Annotated in this window: 1 protein-coding gene; it reads right to left on the reverse strand. The window is 76.2% G+C overall.

Annotated features, from left to right (window positions below):
- Positions 1-48: 48 nt before the first annotated feature.
- Positions 49-19959 carry a non-ribosomal peptide synthase/polyketide synthase gene (locus tag ACFWVE_RS21095; protein WP_384016111.1) on the reverse strand — a complete coding sequence of 6637 codons (19911 nt, stop codon included), beginning with the start codon at positions 19957-19959 and terminating at the stop codon, positions 49-51.
- Positions 19960-19969 lie beyond the last annotated feature (10 nt).

Raw genomic sequence — 19969 nt, forward strand, 5'->3', positions numbered from 1 at the left:
CCGGTGGTGGGGTGTCCGGCGGTGGGGCGCGGATCGCGGGGCGGGGCCTCACCGGCTGTTCCGGGCGTGGTGGGCGATGTGGCGCAGGGCCTCGGCGAAGTCGTCCGCGACACGTCGCACGGTGTCCGTGGCGTGGAGGGCGGGCCGGTGGTGCCAGGTGAAGGACAGCCGGCCGCCCTGCACCGCGCCGACGACCTCCAGCGGGTGGGAGCCGCTGTCGCGCGGGTCGTGGTGCCGGCCGAACGACCCGTGCTCGGCGCGCACCAGGCCCTCGCCGGGGCTCTCCGGGCGGGCGTCCCACTGGCCGAGGTAGTTGAAGACGACCTGTCCGTGCGCGGCCCGTCCGAGCCGCTGACGCACCTCGGGCGGCCCGAAGGTGCGCAGCGCGCCGAAGCCCAGGCCGTTGCCGGGCACGGCGCGCAGCTGGCGGCGCACCGACTTCACCAGGGTCCGCCAGTCCCGGGTGGGGCCGGGGTCCGCGGGTTCGGGCACCTGGAGGGCGACGGGGTGGACGGTGGTGAACCAGCCGACCGTGCGGGAGAGGTCCACGTCGTCGAGGACGTCCTCGCGGCCGTGTCCCTCCAGGTCCAGGCGGACCTCCTCGCGGCCGGTCCAGCGGGCCAGGGCCAGGGCGAGGGCGGCGAGCAGCACGTCGTTGACGCGGGTGCGGTAGGCGGTCGGCGCGGCGCGCAGCAGTGCCTCGGTGTCCGCCTCGTCCAGTTCGACGGTGAGCGTGTCGACGAGGCCCGTCTCCGGCCCGCCCGGTGTCCCGGCCGGCAGCGGCTCGGCGTCGACCGCCCGCTCCCAGTAGGGCAGTTCGTCGTCGAGGGCGCCCGCCTCGACGTGTGCGGCGAGGCCTCGGGCCCAGTCGCGGAAGGAGGTGGTGCGTTCTCCCAGCGCGACGGGCTCGCCCCGGACGGCCTGCCGGTGGGCGGCCTCCAGGTCGTCGCGCAGGATGCGCCAGGACACGGCGTCCACGACGAGGTGGTGGGCGACCAGGAGGAGGAAGGCGGGCCGGCCGGCGTCCCCGGTGAACAGGGCCGCCCGCAGCAGCGGGCCGCGCGCCAGGTCGAAGCCGGTGTGCAGGTCGTCGGCGGCCTTCGCCATCGCCGCGTCGGCCTCGGCGGGGGTCAGCCCGCTCAGGTCGTGGCGGTGCAGGAGCCGGTCGCGGTCGGTGTCGGACGGCGGCGGGTTGAACTGACGCCGTCCGCCTTCGTCCTCGGTGAAGCGCATGCGCAGGGCGTCGTGGTGGTCGAGCAGGGCGTTCAGGGCTGTTTCCAGGGCGGCGGCGTCCAGGGGGGTGGCGAGTTCCAGCAGCAGCGACTGGTTGAAGTGGCTGTGGCTGGCGCGCGGACTGGTGAGGAACCACTCCTGGATGGGGGTGAGCGGTGCGTCTCCGCTCACCGGGCCCTCCCCGGAGTGCTGGGGCGCGCCGGTGACGACGCCGGCCAGTTCGGCGACCGTCTGGTGGGTGAACAGGTCGCGGGTGGCCAGGTGCAGTCCGTCCCGCCGCAGCCGTGACACGACCTGCATGCTGAGGATGGAGTCGCCGCCGAGGTGGAAGAAGTTGTCGTGCGCGCCGACGTCCGCCACGCCGAGGACGTCGGCCCAGATGCGGGCGATGCGGCGTTCGGTGTCGGTGCGCGGTGCCGTGCGCGGCCCGGCGGCGGTGTGCGTGGGGCCGGGTTCGGGCAGGGCGGCGCGGTCGGTCTTGCCGTTCGGGGTGAGCGGCAGGCGCTCCAGCGGCACGAACGCCGACGGGACCATGTGCGGCGGGAGCAGCCCGGCGAGGTGGTCGCGCAGCTCCGGCACCGGCAGTTCCTCCGCGGTGCCCTCGGCGGGTACGACGTGGGCCACGAGCCGTCCGCCGGACCGGCCGTCCGGTCCGGTCCCGCCGCCGCGTACGGTGACCACCGCGTCGCGCACCCGCGGGCTGCGGCGCAGCGCGCTCTCGATCTCTCCGGGCTCGATGCGGAAACCGCGCAGCTTGACCTGGTCGTCGGCGCGTCCGGCGAAGCGGAGTTCGCCGGACGCGTCCCAGCGGGCCAGGTCGCCGGTGCGGTACATCCGCTCCCCCGGCGCGCCGAACGGGTCGGCGACGAAACGCGAGGCGGTCGGGCCGGGCCGGTTCAGATAGCCGCGGGCCAGTCCGGGTCCGGCCACGTACAGTTCGCCGGTGACGCCGGGCGGGACCGGACGCAGGGCGGCGTCGAGGACGTGGACGCGGGTGGCGCCGGCCGGGCGGCCGATCGGCGGGGCGCCCGTGCCCGGGGTGAGGGGGCCGGTCCAGGTGGCGACGACGGTGGCCTCGGTCGGACCGTACGAGTTGATCATGCGTCGGCCGGGTGCCCACCGTTCGACGAGGTGGGCCGGGCACGCCTCGGCGCCGACGATGAGGGTGCGCAGGTGCGGCAGGGCGGCGGCGGCCCGGGGGTCGACCGTGGCCAGGGCGGCGGGCGGGATCAGCGTGTGGCTGATGCGCCGCTGGGCGAGGACCTCGGCGAGCCGCTCACCGACGAGGGGGCCCTCCTCCCCGGTGACGAGGGTGGCTCCGCCGAGCAGGGACACGCACAGTTCGAGCACGGAGGCGTCGAAGCTGGGCGAGGCGAACTGCAGGACCCGGTCGCCGGGGCCCGCGTCGTAGCGGTCGGCGGCGGCCGCGGCGAAGGCGGCCAGGCCGCTGTGCGTCACCGTCACGCCCTTGGGCGTGCCGGTGGAACCGGACGTGTAGATCACGTACGCCGGGTGGGCGACGGTCAGCGCGGCCGTGCGGTCGGCGTCCGTGGGCGCGGTGTCCGGGCCGTCCGCGTCCCGTACGGCGGCGGGGTCGTCCAGGAGGAGCCAGGCGTCCGCGTCGCGCAGCATGAACTCCCGTCGCTGCTCGGGGTAGTCCGGGTCGACGGGCAGGAAGGCGCCGCCGGCCTTGGCCACGGCGAGCTGGGCCACCACCGTCTCCGCGCTGCGGGGCAGGGCCAGTGCCACGATCCGCTCGGGTCCCACGCCCCGGGCGATGAGCCGGTGCGCCAGCCGGTTGGCGGCGCGTTCGACCTGGGCGTACGTCAGCTCGCGGCCGTCGGTGTCGGCCAGGGCCACGGCGTCGGGGGTGCGGGCGGCCTGCTGTTCGAACAGCTCCGGCAGCGTCGCCGCCGGTACCGGGCGGGCGGTGCCTCGTCCCTGGTCGAGGACGGCCTTGAGCGTCTCGTCGGTGGCGAGGGGCAGGGTGCCCAGGGGCCGGTCGGGGTCGTCGGCGACGGCGGTCAGGAGCGTGCCGAGCTGGTCGGCCATCCGTTCGGCGGTGGCCGCGTCGAACAGGTCGGTGTTGTAGGTGAGCAGGCCGTGCAGTTCTCCGGTCCCGGTCTCGGCGAACTCCAGGGTGAGGTCGAACGCCGCGTGCCGCAGTTCCGTGTCGACGTCGGTGACCTCGATGCCGGGCAGGTCGAGGTGGGCGGCCGGGGCGTTCTGCAGCACCACCATGACCTGGAACAGGGGGGTGCGGCTGGTGTCGCGGACCGGCTGCACCTCGTCCACCACCCGCTCGAACGGCGCCTCCTGGTGGGCGAGGGCGTCCAGCACGGTCGCGCGCACCTCGGTGAGGAACTCGGGGAAGGGGCGGTCGGGTTCGACGCGGGAGCGCAGGACGAGGGTGTTGACGAAGAACCCGACGAGGTTCTGGGTCTCGGCGCGGTCGCGGCCGGAGGTGACCGTGCCGACGGTGACGTCCCGGCCGCCGGTCAGACGGGCCAGGTAGGTCTGCGCGGCGGCCACCAGCGTGGTGAACAGGGTGGCCTGCCGGTCCCGGCCCACCTGGACGAGGCGGCGGGCCGTGCCGCGCGGCAGGGCGAGGCGTACGGTGGCGCCCTCGTGGGTGCGCACCGCCGGACGCGGACGGTCGGTGGGCAGGTCCAGCGTCTCCAGACCGGTCAGGTGCTCCTTCCAGTACGCGAGGTGTTCGGCCGTGCCGCTGCCGCGCTGCCAGTGGGCGTAGTCGGCGTAACTCACCGACAGCGGGGGCAACTTCCCGGTTTCCGCACCCAGTTCGGCGCGGTAGAAATGGGCGAGGTCGCCGGTGAGCACTCCGGTGGACCAGCCGTCGGTGACGATGTGGTGCAGGGTCAGCGTCAGGACGTGCTCGTCGTCCGAGAGCCTGATCAGCCCCGCGTGCAGCAGCGGGCCGCGCCGCAGGTCGAACGTGCGGGCGCGCTCGGCCTCCAGCAGTTCCTCCAGCCGGGCCGTCCGGTCGGCCTGTGCCGTTCGTGACAGGTCGTGCAGGGGCAGCGGCACGTCCGGCGCCGGGTGGACGGTCTGCACGCCGTGGCCGTCCACCGTGTCGAAGGTGGTGCGCAGCGCCTCGTGCCGCTCGGCCAGGGCGCGCAGGGCCGCGGTGAGGGCGGGCACGTCGAGCCGGCCGCGCAGGCGCAGGGCGAGCGCGGTGACGTACTCGCCGCTGCCCGGCGTGAACTCCTCGAGGAACCACAGGCGTTGCTGGGCGTACGACATCGGGGCGGGCGTGTCGCGGGAAACCGGGGCGATCGCGGTGGGCGCGGCGTCGCCGGACGGCTCCGCGGTGAGCAGGGCGGCGAGGGCGGCGGGGGTGGGGTGGGTGAACACCGCGCGCGGTGACAGGTCGGTGCCGAACGCCTCGGACAGGCGGGCGGCCAGCCGGATGCTGAGGATGGAGTCGCCGCCCAGCTGGAAGAAGTCGTCCTCCACACCGGGCCGTTGCACGGCGAGGACCTCCGCGAAGACGTCGGCGGTGCGCCGCTCGGCGTCGGTGCGCGGCGCGGTCGGCGCGCCCTGCCGGTCGCCGTCGGCGGCCTCCGGCGCCGGAAGGGCGGCCCGGTCGACCTTGCCGTTGCCGCTGAGCGGCAGCGCGGGCAGCGCGACGAACGCCGAGGGCACGAGGTAGTCGGGCAGGGAGCGCCGGGCGAACTCCCGCACGGCCGTGAGGTCTTCGGGGCCGACCACATAGGCCACCAGGCGTCGGCCGCCGGGCCGGTCCTCGCGGGCCAGCACCGCCACGTCCGCGACGCCGGGATGCGCCGCGAGGGCCGCCTCCACCTCGCCGGGTTCGACGCGGAAGCCGCGGATCTTCACCTGGTCGTCGGCGCGGCCCAGGAACTCGACCGTGCCGTCAAGGCGGCGGCGGGCCAGGTCGCCGGTGCGGTACATGCGGGTGCCGGGCGGGCCGGCGGGGTCGGCGAGGAAGCGGGCGGCGGTGTCGCCGGGACGGCCCAGGTAGCCGCGTGCCACGCCCTCGCCGGCGAGGTACAGCTCGCCGGCGCAGCCCGGCGGTACGGGCCGCAGCCGGGCGTCGAGGACGTGGACCCGCATGTCGTCGAGCGGGTGGCCGATGGGCACGGCGTCGGGGACGGCCGCCGCGTCGGTGAGCGCGAAGGACGTCGCGAACGTCGTCGCCTCGGTGGGGCCGTAGCCGTCCACGACGGTCAGGCCGGGGCAGGCGGACAGCACGCGGCGCACGGCCGCGGCGGGCACCACGTCGCCGCCGGTCCACACCTGGCGCAGGCCGGCGAAGCAGTCCGGCGCGTCCTGCGCCAGCAGCCGGAAGAGGCCGGCGGTCAGCCACAGCGTGCTCAGGCCGCCGTCGCGGACCAGGTGCCGCAGCAGTGCCGCGTCCACGGGCCGGGGCGGTGCCACGACCACGCAGCCGCCGCCCAGCAGGGGCGCCCACACCTCGAAGGTGGCGGCGTCGAAGGCCACCGGGGAGTGCAGCAGCACCCGGTCGCACACCCCGCCGGCGAAGCGGCTGTCGGTGGCGAGGGCGGCCACGTCACGGTGGCGTACCGCGACCGCCTTGGGCTCGCCGGTCGACCCGGAGGTGAACATCACGTACGCCGGCCGGTCGGCGTCCGCGGGTACGGCGGCGGGCGCGCCCGGCACGGGGGTGCGTGCGGCGGCGACGTCCGCGGCGGTCAGCGCGGCCGTCGCGCCCGCCCGCTCGCTCAGCGTGCGGCGCCGCTCCTCGGGGGCGCGGGCGTCCACCGGCACGTAGGCGCCGCCCGCCTTGAGGACGGCGAGCTGGGCGACGACGAGTTCGGCGCAGCGGTCCATCAGCAGCGCCACCCGGTCCTCGGCCCGCAGGCCGTCGGCGAGGAGCCGGGACGCCACGGCGTCGGACCAGTCGTCGAGGCGGCGGTACGTCAGCTCCGTGTCGCCGTCGCGCAGGGCGGGTGCGTCGGGGGTGCGTCGGGCCTGCTCGGCGAACAGCTCGACGGGGCTGCGCGGCGCAGCCTGCCGGGCGGCGGCGTTCCACCGCCCCAGCAGGGCGCGGTCGTCCTCGGTCAGCAGCCGCAGGCCGGTCACGTCCGTGTCGGCCTCGATGCCGTCGGCGAGGGCGGCCAGGACGACCGCGAGCCTGGCCGCGAGGCGTTCGGCCGTGTCCGCGTCGAACAGGCCGGCGTCGTAGGCGAGGTCGATGCCGAGCCGGTCGCCGAGGTGGGCGCGCAGGCACAGTGGGAAGGTCGGCGCGTCGTCGGCCCGCACCTCCTCGACGCGCACGCCCGTCCGGGCCGTGGCGGACTCGTCGACGGGGTAGTTCTCGAACACCACCATGCTGTCGAACAGCGCCTCGCCCGCCGGGACCTCGCTCAGCGCCCGGATGCGGGGCAGCGCGAGGAAGTCGAAGCGCCGGGCGTCGCTCTGCCGCTCCTGCACGCCCCGCAGCCAGGACGCCGCTCCCCCGCCCGTGACGCGGATCCGGGTGGGCACGGTGTTGATGAACATGCCGGTCATCGCCTCCACGCCCGGCAGTTCGGCCGGGCGCCCGGAGACGGTCGTGCCGAACACGACGTCGTCGCGTCCGCCGTGGCGGGCCAGCAGCAGCGCCCAGGCTCCCTCGACCACGGTGTTCACCGTCAGCCCGGCCCGTGCCGCCGTCTCCCGCAGCCGTGCCGACACGTGCTCGTCCAGCTGCCGGTGCACCGTGGCGGCGGCGCGGGCGCGGTGTGCCTCGGCCGGTGTGCGGTCGTACGGCAGCGGAGTGCGGGCCGGGAAGCCGGCGAGGGTGCCGGCCCAGTACGCCTCGGCCGCGTGCTCGTCCTGCTCGTGCAGCCAGCGCAGGAAGTCGGAGAACGGGCGCCTGACCGGTGCGGGGGCTTCGCGGCCGCCGGTGAGCGCGGCGTAGCGCTCGCACACCTCGGTGAGCAGTTGCCCGGTGCTCCAGCCGTCCAGGATCAGGTGGTGGGAGGACCACAGCAGCAGGATCTCGTCGCCGGGCAGCGCGGCCAGGGTGATGCGGGTGAGAGGTGCGGTGGTGAGGTCCATGCCCGCCGCGCGGTCGGCGGCCTGCAGGGTCTCGGTCTCCCTCTCGCGCTGCTCGGGCGTCAGGTGCCGCCAGTCCAGGTGGGTGACGGGCAGTTCCACGCGGTGGTGGACGACCTGGACCGGGTGCGGCAGGCCCTGCCAGTGGACGCTGGTGCGCAGGGCCTCGGTGCGGTCGGTGACCTGCTGCCAGGCCGCGGCGAAGGCCCGCGGGTCGGCCACCCCGGACAGCCGTACGGCCGTCCGGTCGAAGTAGGCGCCCGCCGTGTCCACCAGGCCGTGGAAGAGCATGCCGGCCTGCAGGGGCGTCAGCGGCAGGACGTCCGCCACGTGCCGGCCGTCGCCCACGAGGCGGTCCAGCTCCGTCTGGCCGAGCCCGGCGAGCGGGAAGTCCGACGGGGTGCGGCCGCCCGCGTCCGGACGGGCGCAGTGGTCCGCGATGTCGCGCAGCGCCGCGCACATCCCGTCGGCGAGCTCACGGACGGTGGACTCGTCGTAGACGGCCGGCGGATAGGTCCAGCCGAGTTCGAGCCGGCCGCCTTGGACCACGCCGGTGACGTCCAGCAGGTAGGGGCGGGGTGCGTCGGGGTCGGTGTCGGAGCCGGCCGGGGGCAGGGCGGCTCCGTAGAGGCCGCTCCCGCCGCCGCTCGCGTCCCACCGGCCGTGGTAGTTGAAGCCGATCTGCGGCGCCGGGGCGGCGGCCAGCGGGCTGTCGGGCAGCAGGTGGCGCAGCGCGCCGTGGCTCAGACCGTGCAGCGGCACCGCGCGCAGCTGCTCCTTGACCGAGCGCAGGGTGTCGTGCCAGCCGGCGTCGGGGGCGACGCTCAGCGCGAGGGGGAACTCGGCGGTGAACCAGCCGACCGTCCGGGAGAGGTCCACGTCGTCGAAGAGGTCCTCGCGGCCGTGGCCCTCCACGCCGACCAGCACGGTCTCGCGCCCGCACCAGCGGGCCAGGGTGCGGCCGAGGGCGCTGAGCAGGACGTCGTTGACCTGGGTGCGGTAGACCTCGGGGACCCGGCGCAGCAGGGCCTCGGTCGTCTCCGGCTCGAGCTCCACGGTGACCGTGGCGGCGCTGCCGTGGGTGTGGGGGCCGGGCCGGCCCGCGGGCAGGTCGGCCCGGGCCGCCGCGGTGCGCTCCCAGTGGGGGAGGTCGCCGTCCAGGGCGCCGGAACGGGTGTGTGTCTCCAGCCGGGCCGCCCAGTGGCCGTACGCGGTGGTGGCCGGGGGCAGTGCGACGGGGCGTCCGTCCGCGGCGCGGCGGTACGCGGTCTCCAGGTCGGCCAGCAGGATCCGCCAGGAGACGCCGTCGACGACCAGGTGGTGGACGGTGAGGAGGAGTTGCGCGGGCAGGTCCGGGCCGCGGTCGAGGAGCAGGACGCGCACCACCCGGCCCTCGGCGGGGTCGAGGGACGCCCGGGCCGCGTCCGCGGCGCGCCGCACCTCGGCCTCCAGCGCGGGGCCGTCCGGGCCGGTCACGTCGTGGTGGGTGAGGATGCCGTCCGGGACGTCCGGCAGGACCTCCTGACGCGGGCCGTCGTCGGTGCGGCGGAAGCGGGTGCGCAGGGCCGGGTGGTGGCCCACGAGGGCGTCCACGGCCGTGCGCAGGGCGGATGTGTCGGTGCCGGGGGCGAGTTCGATCCGCTGCGACATGGTGAAGCGCAGCGGGTCGCCGGGGCGGCGGCCGTCGAGGTACCAGCGCTGGATCGGGGTGAGCGGTGCCTCGGCGGGCGCGGCCGCGTCCGCCGCGACGGGAGCCGCCCCGGTGACGCGCAGGGCGAGTTCGGCGACGGTCTGGTGGCGGAAGACGTCCTTGGTGGTCAGCGCCAGTCCGGCCCGGCGGGCCCGGGAGACGATCTGGATGCTGAGGATGGAGTCGCCGCCGAGTGCGAAGAAGTTGTCCCGTGCGCCCACCCGTTCGATCCGCAGGACGTCCGCCCAGATCGCGGCCAGCGTCTCCTCGGTGCCGGGGCGCGGTGCCACGTACGTCGTGGCGGGGTCGGGGTGCGCGGGCGGGGCGGGCAGGGCGCGCCGGTCGGTCTTGCCGCTGCTGGTGCGCGGGATCCGCGCCAGCGGGACGAACGCCGCCGGCACCATGTGGTCCGGCAGGGTGCGCCGGAGCGCGAGGCGCAGTTCGTCGGCGGTCGGGACGGTGTCCCCGGCGGGCACCAGGTGGGCCACGAGCATGGGCCGGCCCGCGTGTTCGCGTGCCGTCACCACGGCCTCGGACACGTCCGGGTGGGCGAGCAGCGCGGTCTCGACCTCTCCGGGTTCGATGCGGAACCCGCGGATCTTGATCTGCTCGTCGGCGCGGCCCAGGAACTCCAGCAGCCCTCGGCCGTCCCGGCGGGCGCGGTCGCCGGTGCGGTACATCCGCTCTCCCGGCGCGCCGAACGGGTCGGCGAGGAAACGCGACGCGGTCAGGCCGGGGCGGCCGAGATAGCCGCGGGCCACCTGCGCGCCGGCGAGGTACAGCTCGCCGGGCACGCCGGGCGGCACCGGGTGCAGGGCGCCGTCGAGGACGTAGGCGCGCAGGTTGCGGCCGGGGCGCCCGATGACCGGTCGGGCCGGGTGGTCGGCGCAGCGGCCGTAGGTGGCGTCGACGGTGCACTCGGTGGGTCCGTACATGTTGTACGCGGTGACGCCGAGGCCGGCGGCGGCGCACAGCTGCCGCCAGGTGTCGGGGTCCGTCGCCTCGCCGCCGACCAGCAGGACGCGCGGGTGGTGGCGGCCGGGTGCGAGGAGTCCGGCGGCGGTGAGTTCGCGCAGGAAGGACGGGGTGACGTTCACCAGGTCCAGGCCGCGTTCGGCGACCTGGGCGCAGAACGCGTCCGGGTCCAGGCGCACGTCCTCGTCGACGAGGTGGACCTCCTGCCCGAGGGCGAGCAGCAGCGGCCCTTCCCAGGAGGTGTCGAAGGAGAACGAGGCGCTCAGCGCGGCGCGCAGCCGCCGCCCGTCGGCGGTGTGCGGTGCGACGAGCCCTTCGCGGTGGTCGTGGCAGAGGTTGACCAGGTGGCGGTGTTCGACGACGACGCCCTTGGGGCGGCCGGTGGAGCCGGAGGTGTAGACGATGTAGGCGGCGTGGTCCGGGCGCAGCGGGGCCGGGCGGTCGTGGTCGGTGGGGTCGTGGGCGGGCAGCCGTTCCCACGGCGTGTCCCGCAGGGTGTCCTCGGTGAGCACGGTGTGCGGGGCGGCGTCCTCGAGGAGGTGGGTGACGCGTTCGGCGGGCAGGTCGGGGTCGAGGCAGAGGAGGGTGCCGCCCGCCTTGGCGACGGCGAGCACCGCCACCAGCAGGTCGGAGGTGCGCGGCAGCCGTACGGCGACCACCCGCTCGGGGGCGACGCCCCGGTCGACGAGGTGGTGGGCGAGCCGGTTGGCGCGCTCGTTGAGGGTGGCGAAGTCGAGTGTGGCGTCCCGTGCCACCAGGGCGGTGAGGTGCGGGGTGCGGGCGGCCTGCGCCTCGAACAGGGCGGGGAAGGTGGTCCCGGGGACCGCGAACCGCGGCCCCTGCCAGTCGTGGAGCACCCGGCGCCGCTCGGCCGCGGTCATCAGCTCCAGCGCCCGCACGTCCCGGTCGGGGTCCTGCGCCGCGGCCTGGAGCAGCAGCCGCAGCCGGACGGCCAGGCGCCGGACGGTGTCCTCGTCGAACAGGGCGGTGTCGTACTCCAGGTGGCCGGTGACGCCGCCGTCGCCCTCCACGAAGTCGAAGGCCAGGTCGAACGTGGCGTGCCGGACCGGCGGGGTGACCGGCTCGACGTCCAGGTCCGGGAGCGCGGGGGCCTCGGCGCCCAGGTTGTGCAGGGCGACCATGACCTGGAACAGGGGGGTGCGGCTGGTGTCCCGCTCGGGCTGGAGGGCGTCCACCAGCCGCTCGAAGGGCACGTCCTGGTGGGCGAACGCCTCCAGGACGGTGGTGCGCACCTGCTCCAGCAGCGCGCGGAACGTCGTGCCGGGGCGCACCCGGTTGCGCAGCACCAGCGTGTTCACGAACATGCCCACCACGTCGTGCAGTTCGGGGCGCTCACGGCCCGCGGTGACGGTGCCGACGGCGAAGTCGTCCTGGTCGGCCCAGCGGGACAGCAGGGCCGTGCAGGCGGTCAGCAGCGTCATGTACAGGGTGGCGTCGGCCTCCCGGCCCCGTTCGCGCAGCCGGTCGGTCAGCTCGGCGGGCAGGGTGAAGGTCACCAGCGCGCCGTCCCGGGTCCGTACGGCGGGACGCGGCCGGTCGGTCGGCAGCTCCAGCGGGGGTACTCCGTCCAGTGTCTCGCGCCAGTGGGCGAGTTGGTGCTCGACGTGGTCGGTGCGGGCGCGCTGCCAGGCGGCGTGGTCGGCGTACCGGACGGGCAGTGCGGGCAGTGCGGGGCTGCGGCCCTCGTGTGCCGCCGCGTACAGCTCGCCCAGGTCCCGGCCGAGGACGCCGAGCGACCAGCCGTCGGTGACGATGTGGTGGACGGCGAGTACGAGGACGTGCTCGCCGTCGGCCGGGCGGGCCAGCCGGGCGCGCAGCAGCGGTCCGGCCGTCAGGTCGAAGGGCGTGGCGGCCTCGCGCTCCAGCAGCGCGTCCAGCGCCGCCCGCGCGTCCGGGGCCGTGGTGAGGTCGTCCACGGGCAGGTCGACCCGGTGCGGCGGGTGCACCCGTTGCCGGGCCTGCCCGTCCTGTTCGACGAACGTGGTGCGCAGCGCCTCGTGCCGGGCGACCAGGCCCTCAAGGGCGGTGCGCAGGGCGCTCTCGTCGAGCGGTCCGCGCAGGCGGAGCACGGACAGCGTCGTGTACTCGGTGCTGCCGGGCTCGAACCGGTCGAGGAACCACAGGCGCTGCTGGGCGTACGACAGCGGCGCCGGGCTCTGCGGGTCGGTCGCCGGTATCGCGTCGGTCTGCGGGGCGGGCGCGCCGTCGGCCGGTTCGCCGAGCTCGGCGGCCAGGGCGGCCACCGTGGGACGGGTGAACAACAGCCTCGGGGAGACGTCGGGGCCGAACGCGGCACGCAGCCGGGCGGTGACGCGGACGGCGAGGATGGAGTCGCCGCCGAGCGCGAAGAAGTCGTCCCCGGCGTGCACCTCCTCGACTCCCAGCACGTCCGCCCAGGCGGCGGCGACCAGCCGTTCGGCGGGCGTGCGCGGCGGTGTCCGGTCGGTGCCCGCGGCGTAGCCGTCCGGTCCCGGCACGGGAAGTGCGCGCCGGTCGAGCTTGCCGTTGACGGTGAGCGGCAGGGCGTCCATCGGTACGTGGGCGGCGGGCACCATGTGGGCGGGCAGCAGGCGCTCCAGGTGGGCGCGCAGTTCGGCCGCCGCGGGGGCCGCGCCGCCGGAGCCGACGACGTGCGCCACCAGCCGGCGGGTGCCGGAGGCGTCCTCGAACACGCCGACCGCTGCCTCGGCGACGCCGGGGTGGGTGTGCAGGGCCGCCTCGATCTCGCCGGGTTCGATGCGGTAGCCGCGGATCTTCACCTGGGCGTCCGCGCGGCCCAGGTACTCCAGGGTGCCGTCGGCCCGCCACCTCGCCCGGTCGCCCGTGCGGTACATGCGGCGGCCGGCCGGCCCGAACGGGTCGGCGAGGAAGCGGGTGGCGGTGAGGCCGGGGCGGCCCAGGTAGCCGCGGGCCAGGCCCTCGCCCGCCACGTACAGTTCGCCGGTCGCGCCGGGCGGCACGGGCGCCAGGTCCGCGTCGAGCACGTACGCCCGCAGGTCCGGTATGGCCGTGCCGATGGGGCCGGCGGAGCCGGCGGTGGCGGTGGCGGGGTCGAGCGGGGCGTGGGTGACGTGCACGGTGGTCTCGGTGATGCCGTACATGTTGACCAGCCGCGGGGCGGAGGCCGGGTGGCGCGCCCACCAGTCGGCGAGCCGGCCGGCGTCCAGGGCCTCGCCGCCGAAGACCACCGTGCGCAGCGCGAGGCGGGCGCCGGTCTCCGGGTGTTCGGCGTCCGCGCGGATCAGCGGGTAGAACGCGGACGGCGTCTGGTTGAGGACGGTGACCCGCTCGTCCGCCAGCAGGCGCAGGAAGTCCTCCGGGGAGCGGGCCGTCTCGTCGGGCACGACGACGAGCCGGCCGCCGTGCAGCAGCGGGCCCCACAGCTCCCACACCGAGAAGTCGAACGCGTAGGAGTGGAACATCGTCCACACGTCGTCCGCGCCGAAGCCGAACCAGTGGCTGGTGCGGGTGAACAGCCGCACCACGTTGGCGTGCGGGATCACCACGCCCTTGGGGCGTCCGGTGGAGCCGGAGGTGTAGATGGCGTAGGCGGGGCTCTCCGGCAGCGGCCGGCGGGCCGGGGCGGGGCCGGTGGCCGGGCGCCCGGCCAGGTCGGCCTCGACCCGCGGATCGTCGAGGAGCAGCAGGGGCACGTCGGTGCCGTCGACCCGGGCCGCCGTGCCGGCCGTGGTCACCAGCGTCACCGGGGCGGCGTCGGCGAGGAGGTGGCCGATGCGTTCGGCGGGCGAGGCCGGGTCGATCGGCAGGTAGGCCGCGCCGGTCTTCAGCACGGCGAGGATCGCGACGACCTGGTCGCAGGAGCGGGGCAGGGCGAGGGCGACGAACCGCTCGGGCGCGGCGCCGAGTCCGGCGAGCCGGTGGGCGAGCCGGCCCGCGCGGGCGTCGAGCGTCGCGTAGTCCAGACGCTCGGTTCCGCAGGTGACGGCGACGGCGCCGGGCGTGCGGGCGGCCTGTGCCTCGAACAGGTCCACCAGGGTCTGACCGGGGCGGCCCCGTTCGGTGCCGTTCCAGTCGGTGAGCATGCGCCGCCGTTCCTCTGCCGTCGGCCGGGCCAGGGCTCGCAGCGGCCGGTCGGGGCCGTCGGCCAGCTCCGCGAGCAGCAGGCACAGCCGGTCCGCGAGTGAGCGGACGGTCGCCGCGTCGAACAGGGCGGGGTCGTAGGCGAGGTCGAAGCCGAGGCGTTCGCCGTGGTAGGCGCGCAGGACGAGCGGGTAGTTGGTGGCGTCGCGGGAGGTCACCTCGGCCAGGCGCACACCGGAGCCGGCCGTGCGGGCCTCGTCGAAGGGGTAGTTCTCGAAGGCGACCATGCTGTGGAAGAGCGGGCTGCCGGACGGCACGTCGCTCAGCTGGGTCAGCTCGGCCAGCGACACGGCCGCGAACCGCCTCGACTCGGCCTGGGCGTCCTGCAGTTCCCGCAGCCACGCGCCGGCCGTGCGCCCGGCGTCGACGCGTACCCGGGTGGGCACGGTGTTGATGAACATGCCCACCATCGACTCGACGCCGGGCAGGTCGTCGGGCCGGCCGGAGACGGTGGTGCCGAACACCACGTCGTCCTCGGCGGCGTACCGGGCCAGCAGCAGCGCCCAGGCGCCCTGCACGACCGTGTTGAGGGTGAGTCCGGCGCCGCGTGCGGTGCGCGCCAGCCGGGCCGACGCCCCGTCGTCCAGGCCGGCCACGTGCACGTCCGCGGAGCGGGCCCGGTGGGCCTCGCGCAGGGGACGGTCGGCGGGCAGCGGGGTGGGGGTGGCGAAGCCGGCGAGGACGTCCTGCCAGTGTGCGCGGGCGGCGCCCGGGTCCTGCTCGGCGAGCCGGCGCACGTAGTCGCCGAAGGGACGCCGTACCGGCGGCCGGTACTCGGCGCCGGCGGTGAGCGCCGCGTACTCCTCGAACACCTCGGTCAGCACCTGGGCCAGGCTCCAGCCGTCCAGGATCAGGTGGTGGGAGGTCCACAGCAGGTGCAGCCGCGCGTCGGGCAGCCGGACCAGGGTCAGCCGCATCAGCGGCGCGGCGGCGAGGTCGACGCCGCGGGCCAGGTCGTCGGCCCGCAGCCGGTCGAGGCGTTCGGCGCGCTCCGGCTCGTCCAGGTCGCGCCAGTCGAGGTGGGTCACCGGCACCCGCACGTCCCGGCGCACGACCTGGAGGGGTACCGGTACGTCCTCCCAGACCACGCAGGTGCGCAGGGCGGGGGTGCGGTCGGTGACGCGCTGCCAGGCCGCGGCGAGGGCGTGCGGGTCGGCGACGCCCTCCAGCAGGAGCGCCGCCTGGTCGACGTAGACGTCGTCGGGGCCGCCGACCAGCCGGTGGAAGAGCATGCCCTCCTGGAGCGGGGTCAGCGGCAGGACGTCCTCCACGTCCCGCCCGTCGCCGACCAGCCGGTCCAGGCGGTCCTGGTCGAGGCGGGCCAGCGGGAAGTCGGACGGGGTGCGGCCGCCCGCGTCGGGGCGGGCGCAGTGCCCGGCGATCGCGGCGAGCGCGCGGGTCATCCCGTCGGCAAGGGTGCGGACGGTGTCCTCGTCGTGCACCTGGTCGCTGTAGTGCCAGGTGATCTCCAGTTCGCCGCCGGCGACCACGGCGGAGACGTCCAGCAGGTGGGCCGGCGGTTCGTCGGCGGCGATGTCACGGCCGGGCGCCTCGCCCGCCGGGGCGAAGTCCCGTCCGTCAGCGGCCTCCCACTGGCCGTGGTAGTTGAAGCAGACCTGCGGCAGCGGCAGGTCCCGCAGGGCGCGGGCGGCCGGGTCGGGCGAGCCGAGGCGGGCCAGGGCCTCGTAGCCGAGGCCGTGCCGGGGAACGGCCCGCAGGCGCTCCTTCACCGTCTTGAGGGTCGTGCCCCAGTCGGGCGCGTCGGACGGTCCGGCGGGGGTGAGTGTGACGGGGTACTGGGTGGTGAACCAGCCCACCGTGCGGGACAGGTCCAGCGTGTCGTCCTCGCGGCCGTGGCCCTCCAGGGCGACGGTCACCCGCTCGGTGCCCGTCCAGTCGGCGAGGACCCGGCTCAGCGCGCTGAGCAGCACGTCGTTGACCCGCGTGCGGTAGACCGCGGGCACCTGGCGCAGGAGGGCCCCGGTGGTGGCGCGGTCCACGCGGGTGCGCAGGGTGCGGACCGAGCCGGCGAGCGGGGTGCCGGGGCGGTCCACGGGCAGCGGGGTGCGGGGTTCGGCGGCCTCGGCCGTCCAGTGCGGCAGGTCGGCGTCGAGGTCGCCGGCGCGTATGCGGCGGGACAGGTGCGCGGCCCAGTCGGCGAACGGAGTGGAGACGGGCTCCAGTTGGACCGGGTCTCCCTGGACCGTCTGCCGGTAGGCCTGTGCGAGGTCGGCGAGGAGGATGCGCCAGGAGACGCTGTCCACCGCCAGGTGGTGGGCGGTGAGGAAGAGCCGGGGGCGCTCGCCGGTGCGGGACAGCAGGGCCGCTCGCAGCAGGGTGCCGGTTTCCGGGTCGAGGGCGGCGCGGGCGGCCCCGGCGGCCTCCTCGCGGGCGGCCGTCGCGTCGGCGGCGCGGGAGAGGTCGTGGCGGGTGAGCAGGCCGGTGACCGGGCCGTCGCCGGGGTGCTGGCGCCAGGTGTCCCCCGAGCGGGCGAAGCGGGTGCGCAGCGCGGGGTGGTGGGCGACCAGCGCCTCCAGGGCGCGCTCCAGGGCCGGTTCGTCCAGGTCGTGCGGCAGGTCCAGCAGCATCGACATGCCGAAGTGCCGCAGCGGGCCGTGCGTGGCGAAGAACCACTCCTGGATCGGCGTCAGCGGTGCCGGGCCCTCCTCGCGCGGCCGCCGGGGCGCGGGCACGTCGGCGGTGCGCGGGGAGGCGGCGGCGAGGTCGGCGACGGTCTGGTGGCGGAAGACGTCCCGTGAGGTCAGGTGGAGGCCCGCCGCGCGGGCGCGGGAGACGGCCTGGATGCTGAGGATGGAGTCGCCGCCCAGCTCGAAGAAGTTGTCCGTCACGCCGACCCGGTGCGCGCCCAGCACCTCGGCCCAGATACGGGCGAGGGTCTCCTCCTGCGGGGTGCGCGGGGCGACGAACTCCTTGTGGCGCTCGCCGCCGTCGAGGTCGGGGGCGGGCAGGGCACGCCGGTCGACCTTGCCGCTGACGGTCATCGGCAGGGCGTCGAGCACGGTGAAGGAGGACGGCACCATGTGGTCCGGCAGCACGCGCCGGCAGGCCGCTCGCACGTCGCCCGCGGTCGGCCGCGCGTCGCGGTCCGCGGGGACGAGGTAGGCGGCCAGCCGGGTGTGGCCGTGCGGGTCGGTGACCGCGACGACCGCGGCGGCGGCGACGTCCGACAGGTCGGTCAGGGCCGCCTCGACCTCGCCGGGTTCGATGCGGTGGCCGCGCACCTTGACCTGGTCGTCGGCGCGTCCCAGGTAGTCCAGGCGCCCGTCGGCGGTCCAGCGGGCCAGGTCGCCGGTGCGGTACATGCGGGCACCGGGCGGGCCGAACGGGTCGGGCAGGAACCGTGCGGCGGTGAGCCCCGGCCGGCCCGCGTAGCCGCGTGCCAGTTGCACGCCGGCCAGGTACAGCTCGCCGCCGACTCCGGGCGGCACGGGCCGCAGCCGGTCGTCGAGGACGTAGGCGCGCACGTTGGCCAGCGGCCGGCCGACGGTCGGGCGGCCGTCGCCCTCGATGCGGCAGGCCAGGGCGTCGACCGTGCACTCGGTGGGCCCGTAGAAGTTGTACGCGGCCACGTCCCGCCGCCCGGCCAGCTCCCGCCACAGGCCGGGCCCGACGGCCTCGCCACCGAGCATCAGCACCCGGGGGCGGTGGCGCGGGTCGGTGAGCAGCCCGGCGGGCAGCAGTTGGCGCAGGTAGGTGGGGGTCAGGTCGAGGAAGTCGATGCGGTGCTCGACGACGTACTCGACCAGCGCGGCGGCGTCCAGCCGGGTCGTCTCGTCGACCAGGTGCAGCGGATGGCCGTCGGCCATCAGCAGCACGCCCTCCAGTGAGGTGTCGAAGGAGAACGACGCCGTCAGCGCCACCCGCAGCGGCCCGCCGCCCGCCTCGGCGACGAAGCCCTCGCGGTGGCCGGCCAGCAGGTTCGCCGCGGACCGGTGCGCCACGGCGACGCCTTTGGGGCGGCCGGTGGAGCCGGAGGTGTGGATGACGTAGGCGGTGGTGTCCGGGTCCGGCGGCGCGAGCGGGGCCGCGTCGGCGGGGTCGGCGCCGGGCAGGTCCCGCAGCGTGGCCTCGTCCAGTACGAGGGCCGGCCGGGCGTCGTCGAGCAGGAACCGTAGGCGGTCCTCGGGCAGCGCGGGGTCCAGGGGCAGATAGCCGGCGCCCGCCTTCCACACGGCGAGGACGGCCACGATCATGTCGGCGGTGCGCGGCAGTCGCAGGGCGACCAGCCGCTCGGGTCCGGCGCCGCGTGCCACGAGCCGCCGGGCCAGCCGGTCGGCGCGGGCGTCGAGCGTGGCGTAGTCCAGGCGTTCGTCCCCGGCGACCAGGGCGGTGGCGTGCGGGGTGCGGGCGGCCTGCCGCGCGAACAGCTCGGGCAGGGTGCCCTCGGGGACGGGCAGGGCGGTCGCGTTCCAGTCCCGGGTCACCTGCTCCGACTGCCGCGGCGAGAGCAGGGGCAGGGTGCCCAGCGGCCGGTCCGGTTCCGCGGCGGCGGCGTCCAGCAGGCGCAGCAGCTGGCCGGCCATGCGGGCGGCCGTGTCCGCGTCGAACAGGTCGGTGCGGTACTCCAGCAGGCCGGTGAGACCGTCTCCGTCCGGCAGGAACTCCACGCTCAGGTCGAAGGTGGCGGCCCGGCGGGGCACGGCGACCGGGGCGGTGGCCAGGCCGTGCGGGTCGGGGGCGGCGGGCGGCGCGGGGTGCAGCAGGACCATCACGTCGAACAGCGGGTTGCGGCCCGCCTCCCGGGTCGCGCCGACGGCCTCCACGAGCCGCTCGAACGGCGTGTCGCCGTGCGCGAAGGCGTCGTTGACGGTGTCGGCCGCGGCGGTGAGCAGGTCGCGGAAGGACCCGGCGGTCTCGACGCGGGTGCGCAGCACCACGGTGTTGACGAAGAAGCCGACGGCCCGTTCGAGGTCGGTGCGGCCACGCCCCGGGGTCAGTGAGCCGACGGTGCTGTCGTCCTGTCCCGACCAGCGGGCCAGCAGGGCCTGGCAGGCGGCGACCAGGGCGGCGAACAGGGTGGTGTGCCGTTCGGCCGCGAGCTGCCTCAGCCGGGCCGTGGTGGTGGCGGGGACGGTGAAGGCGTGCACCGCGCCCGCGCCGGACTCCTCGCCGCGGCGCGGCCGGTCCAGCGGCAGTTCGGGGGCCGCCGCGCCCGCCAGCCGTTCCTTCCAGTGCGCCAGTTCGCGCTCCAGCCGGGGGCCGGAGAGCTGCTCGCGCTGCCAGACGGCGAAGTCCGGGTACTGCGTCGCCACCGGCGGCAGCGCGGGCTCCGCACCCTGTACGAGGGCGTCGTAGGCGGTGCACAGCTCCTCCAGGAGCACGCCCGTCGACCAGCCGTCGGTCACGATGTGATGGGCCGTCAGCAGCAGCACGTGCGCGTCGTCCGACTCGCGCAGCAGCAGGGCGCGCAGCAGCGGCCCGGTGCGCAGGTCGAAGGGGCGCTCGTACTCGGTCACCAGGGCCGCTTCCAGAGCCTCCCCGTCCCCGGGGGCCGTGAGGTCCCGGACCGGCAGCGGGAGCGGGCCGGCCGGCCGCACGGTCTGCACGGGTATGCCGTCGGTCTCGTCGAACGTGGTGCGCAGCGCCTCGTGCCGGCCCACCACCAGCTCCAGCGCGGCGGTCAGGGCGGTGTGGTCCAGAGCTCCGGTGAGCCGGAGCGCGACCGCGCTGTTGTAGCGGGGGTCGCCGGGCCGCAGCCGGTCCAGGAACCACAGCCGCTGCTGGGCGAAGGACAGCGGCAGCGGCCGGGTGCGGTCCGCGCGCGGGACGGCCCGGCGGGCGGCGGAGGCCGCCCGGCCGGCCAGTCTGCGGCGGAGTTCCTCCTGGAGGTCCTGCGGGAGGGCCTCGGCTCGGTTTCGCTTCGAAGACGTCATGGGGTTTCGG

It is taken from the genome of Streptomyces sp. NPDC058632, from assembly GCF_042717095.1.
In the GTDB taxonomy this organism is placed as follows: Bacteria; Actinomycetota; Actinomycetes; order Streptomycetales; family Streptomycetaceae; genus Streptomyces.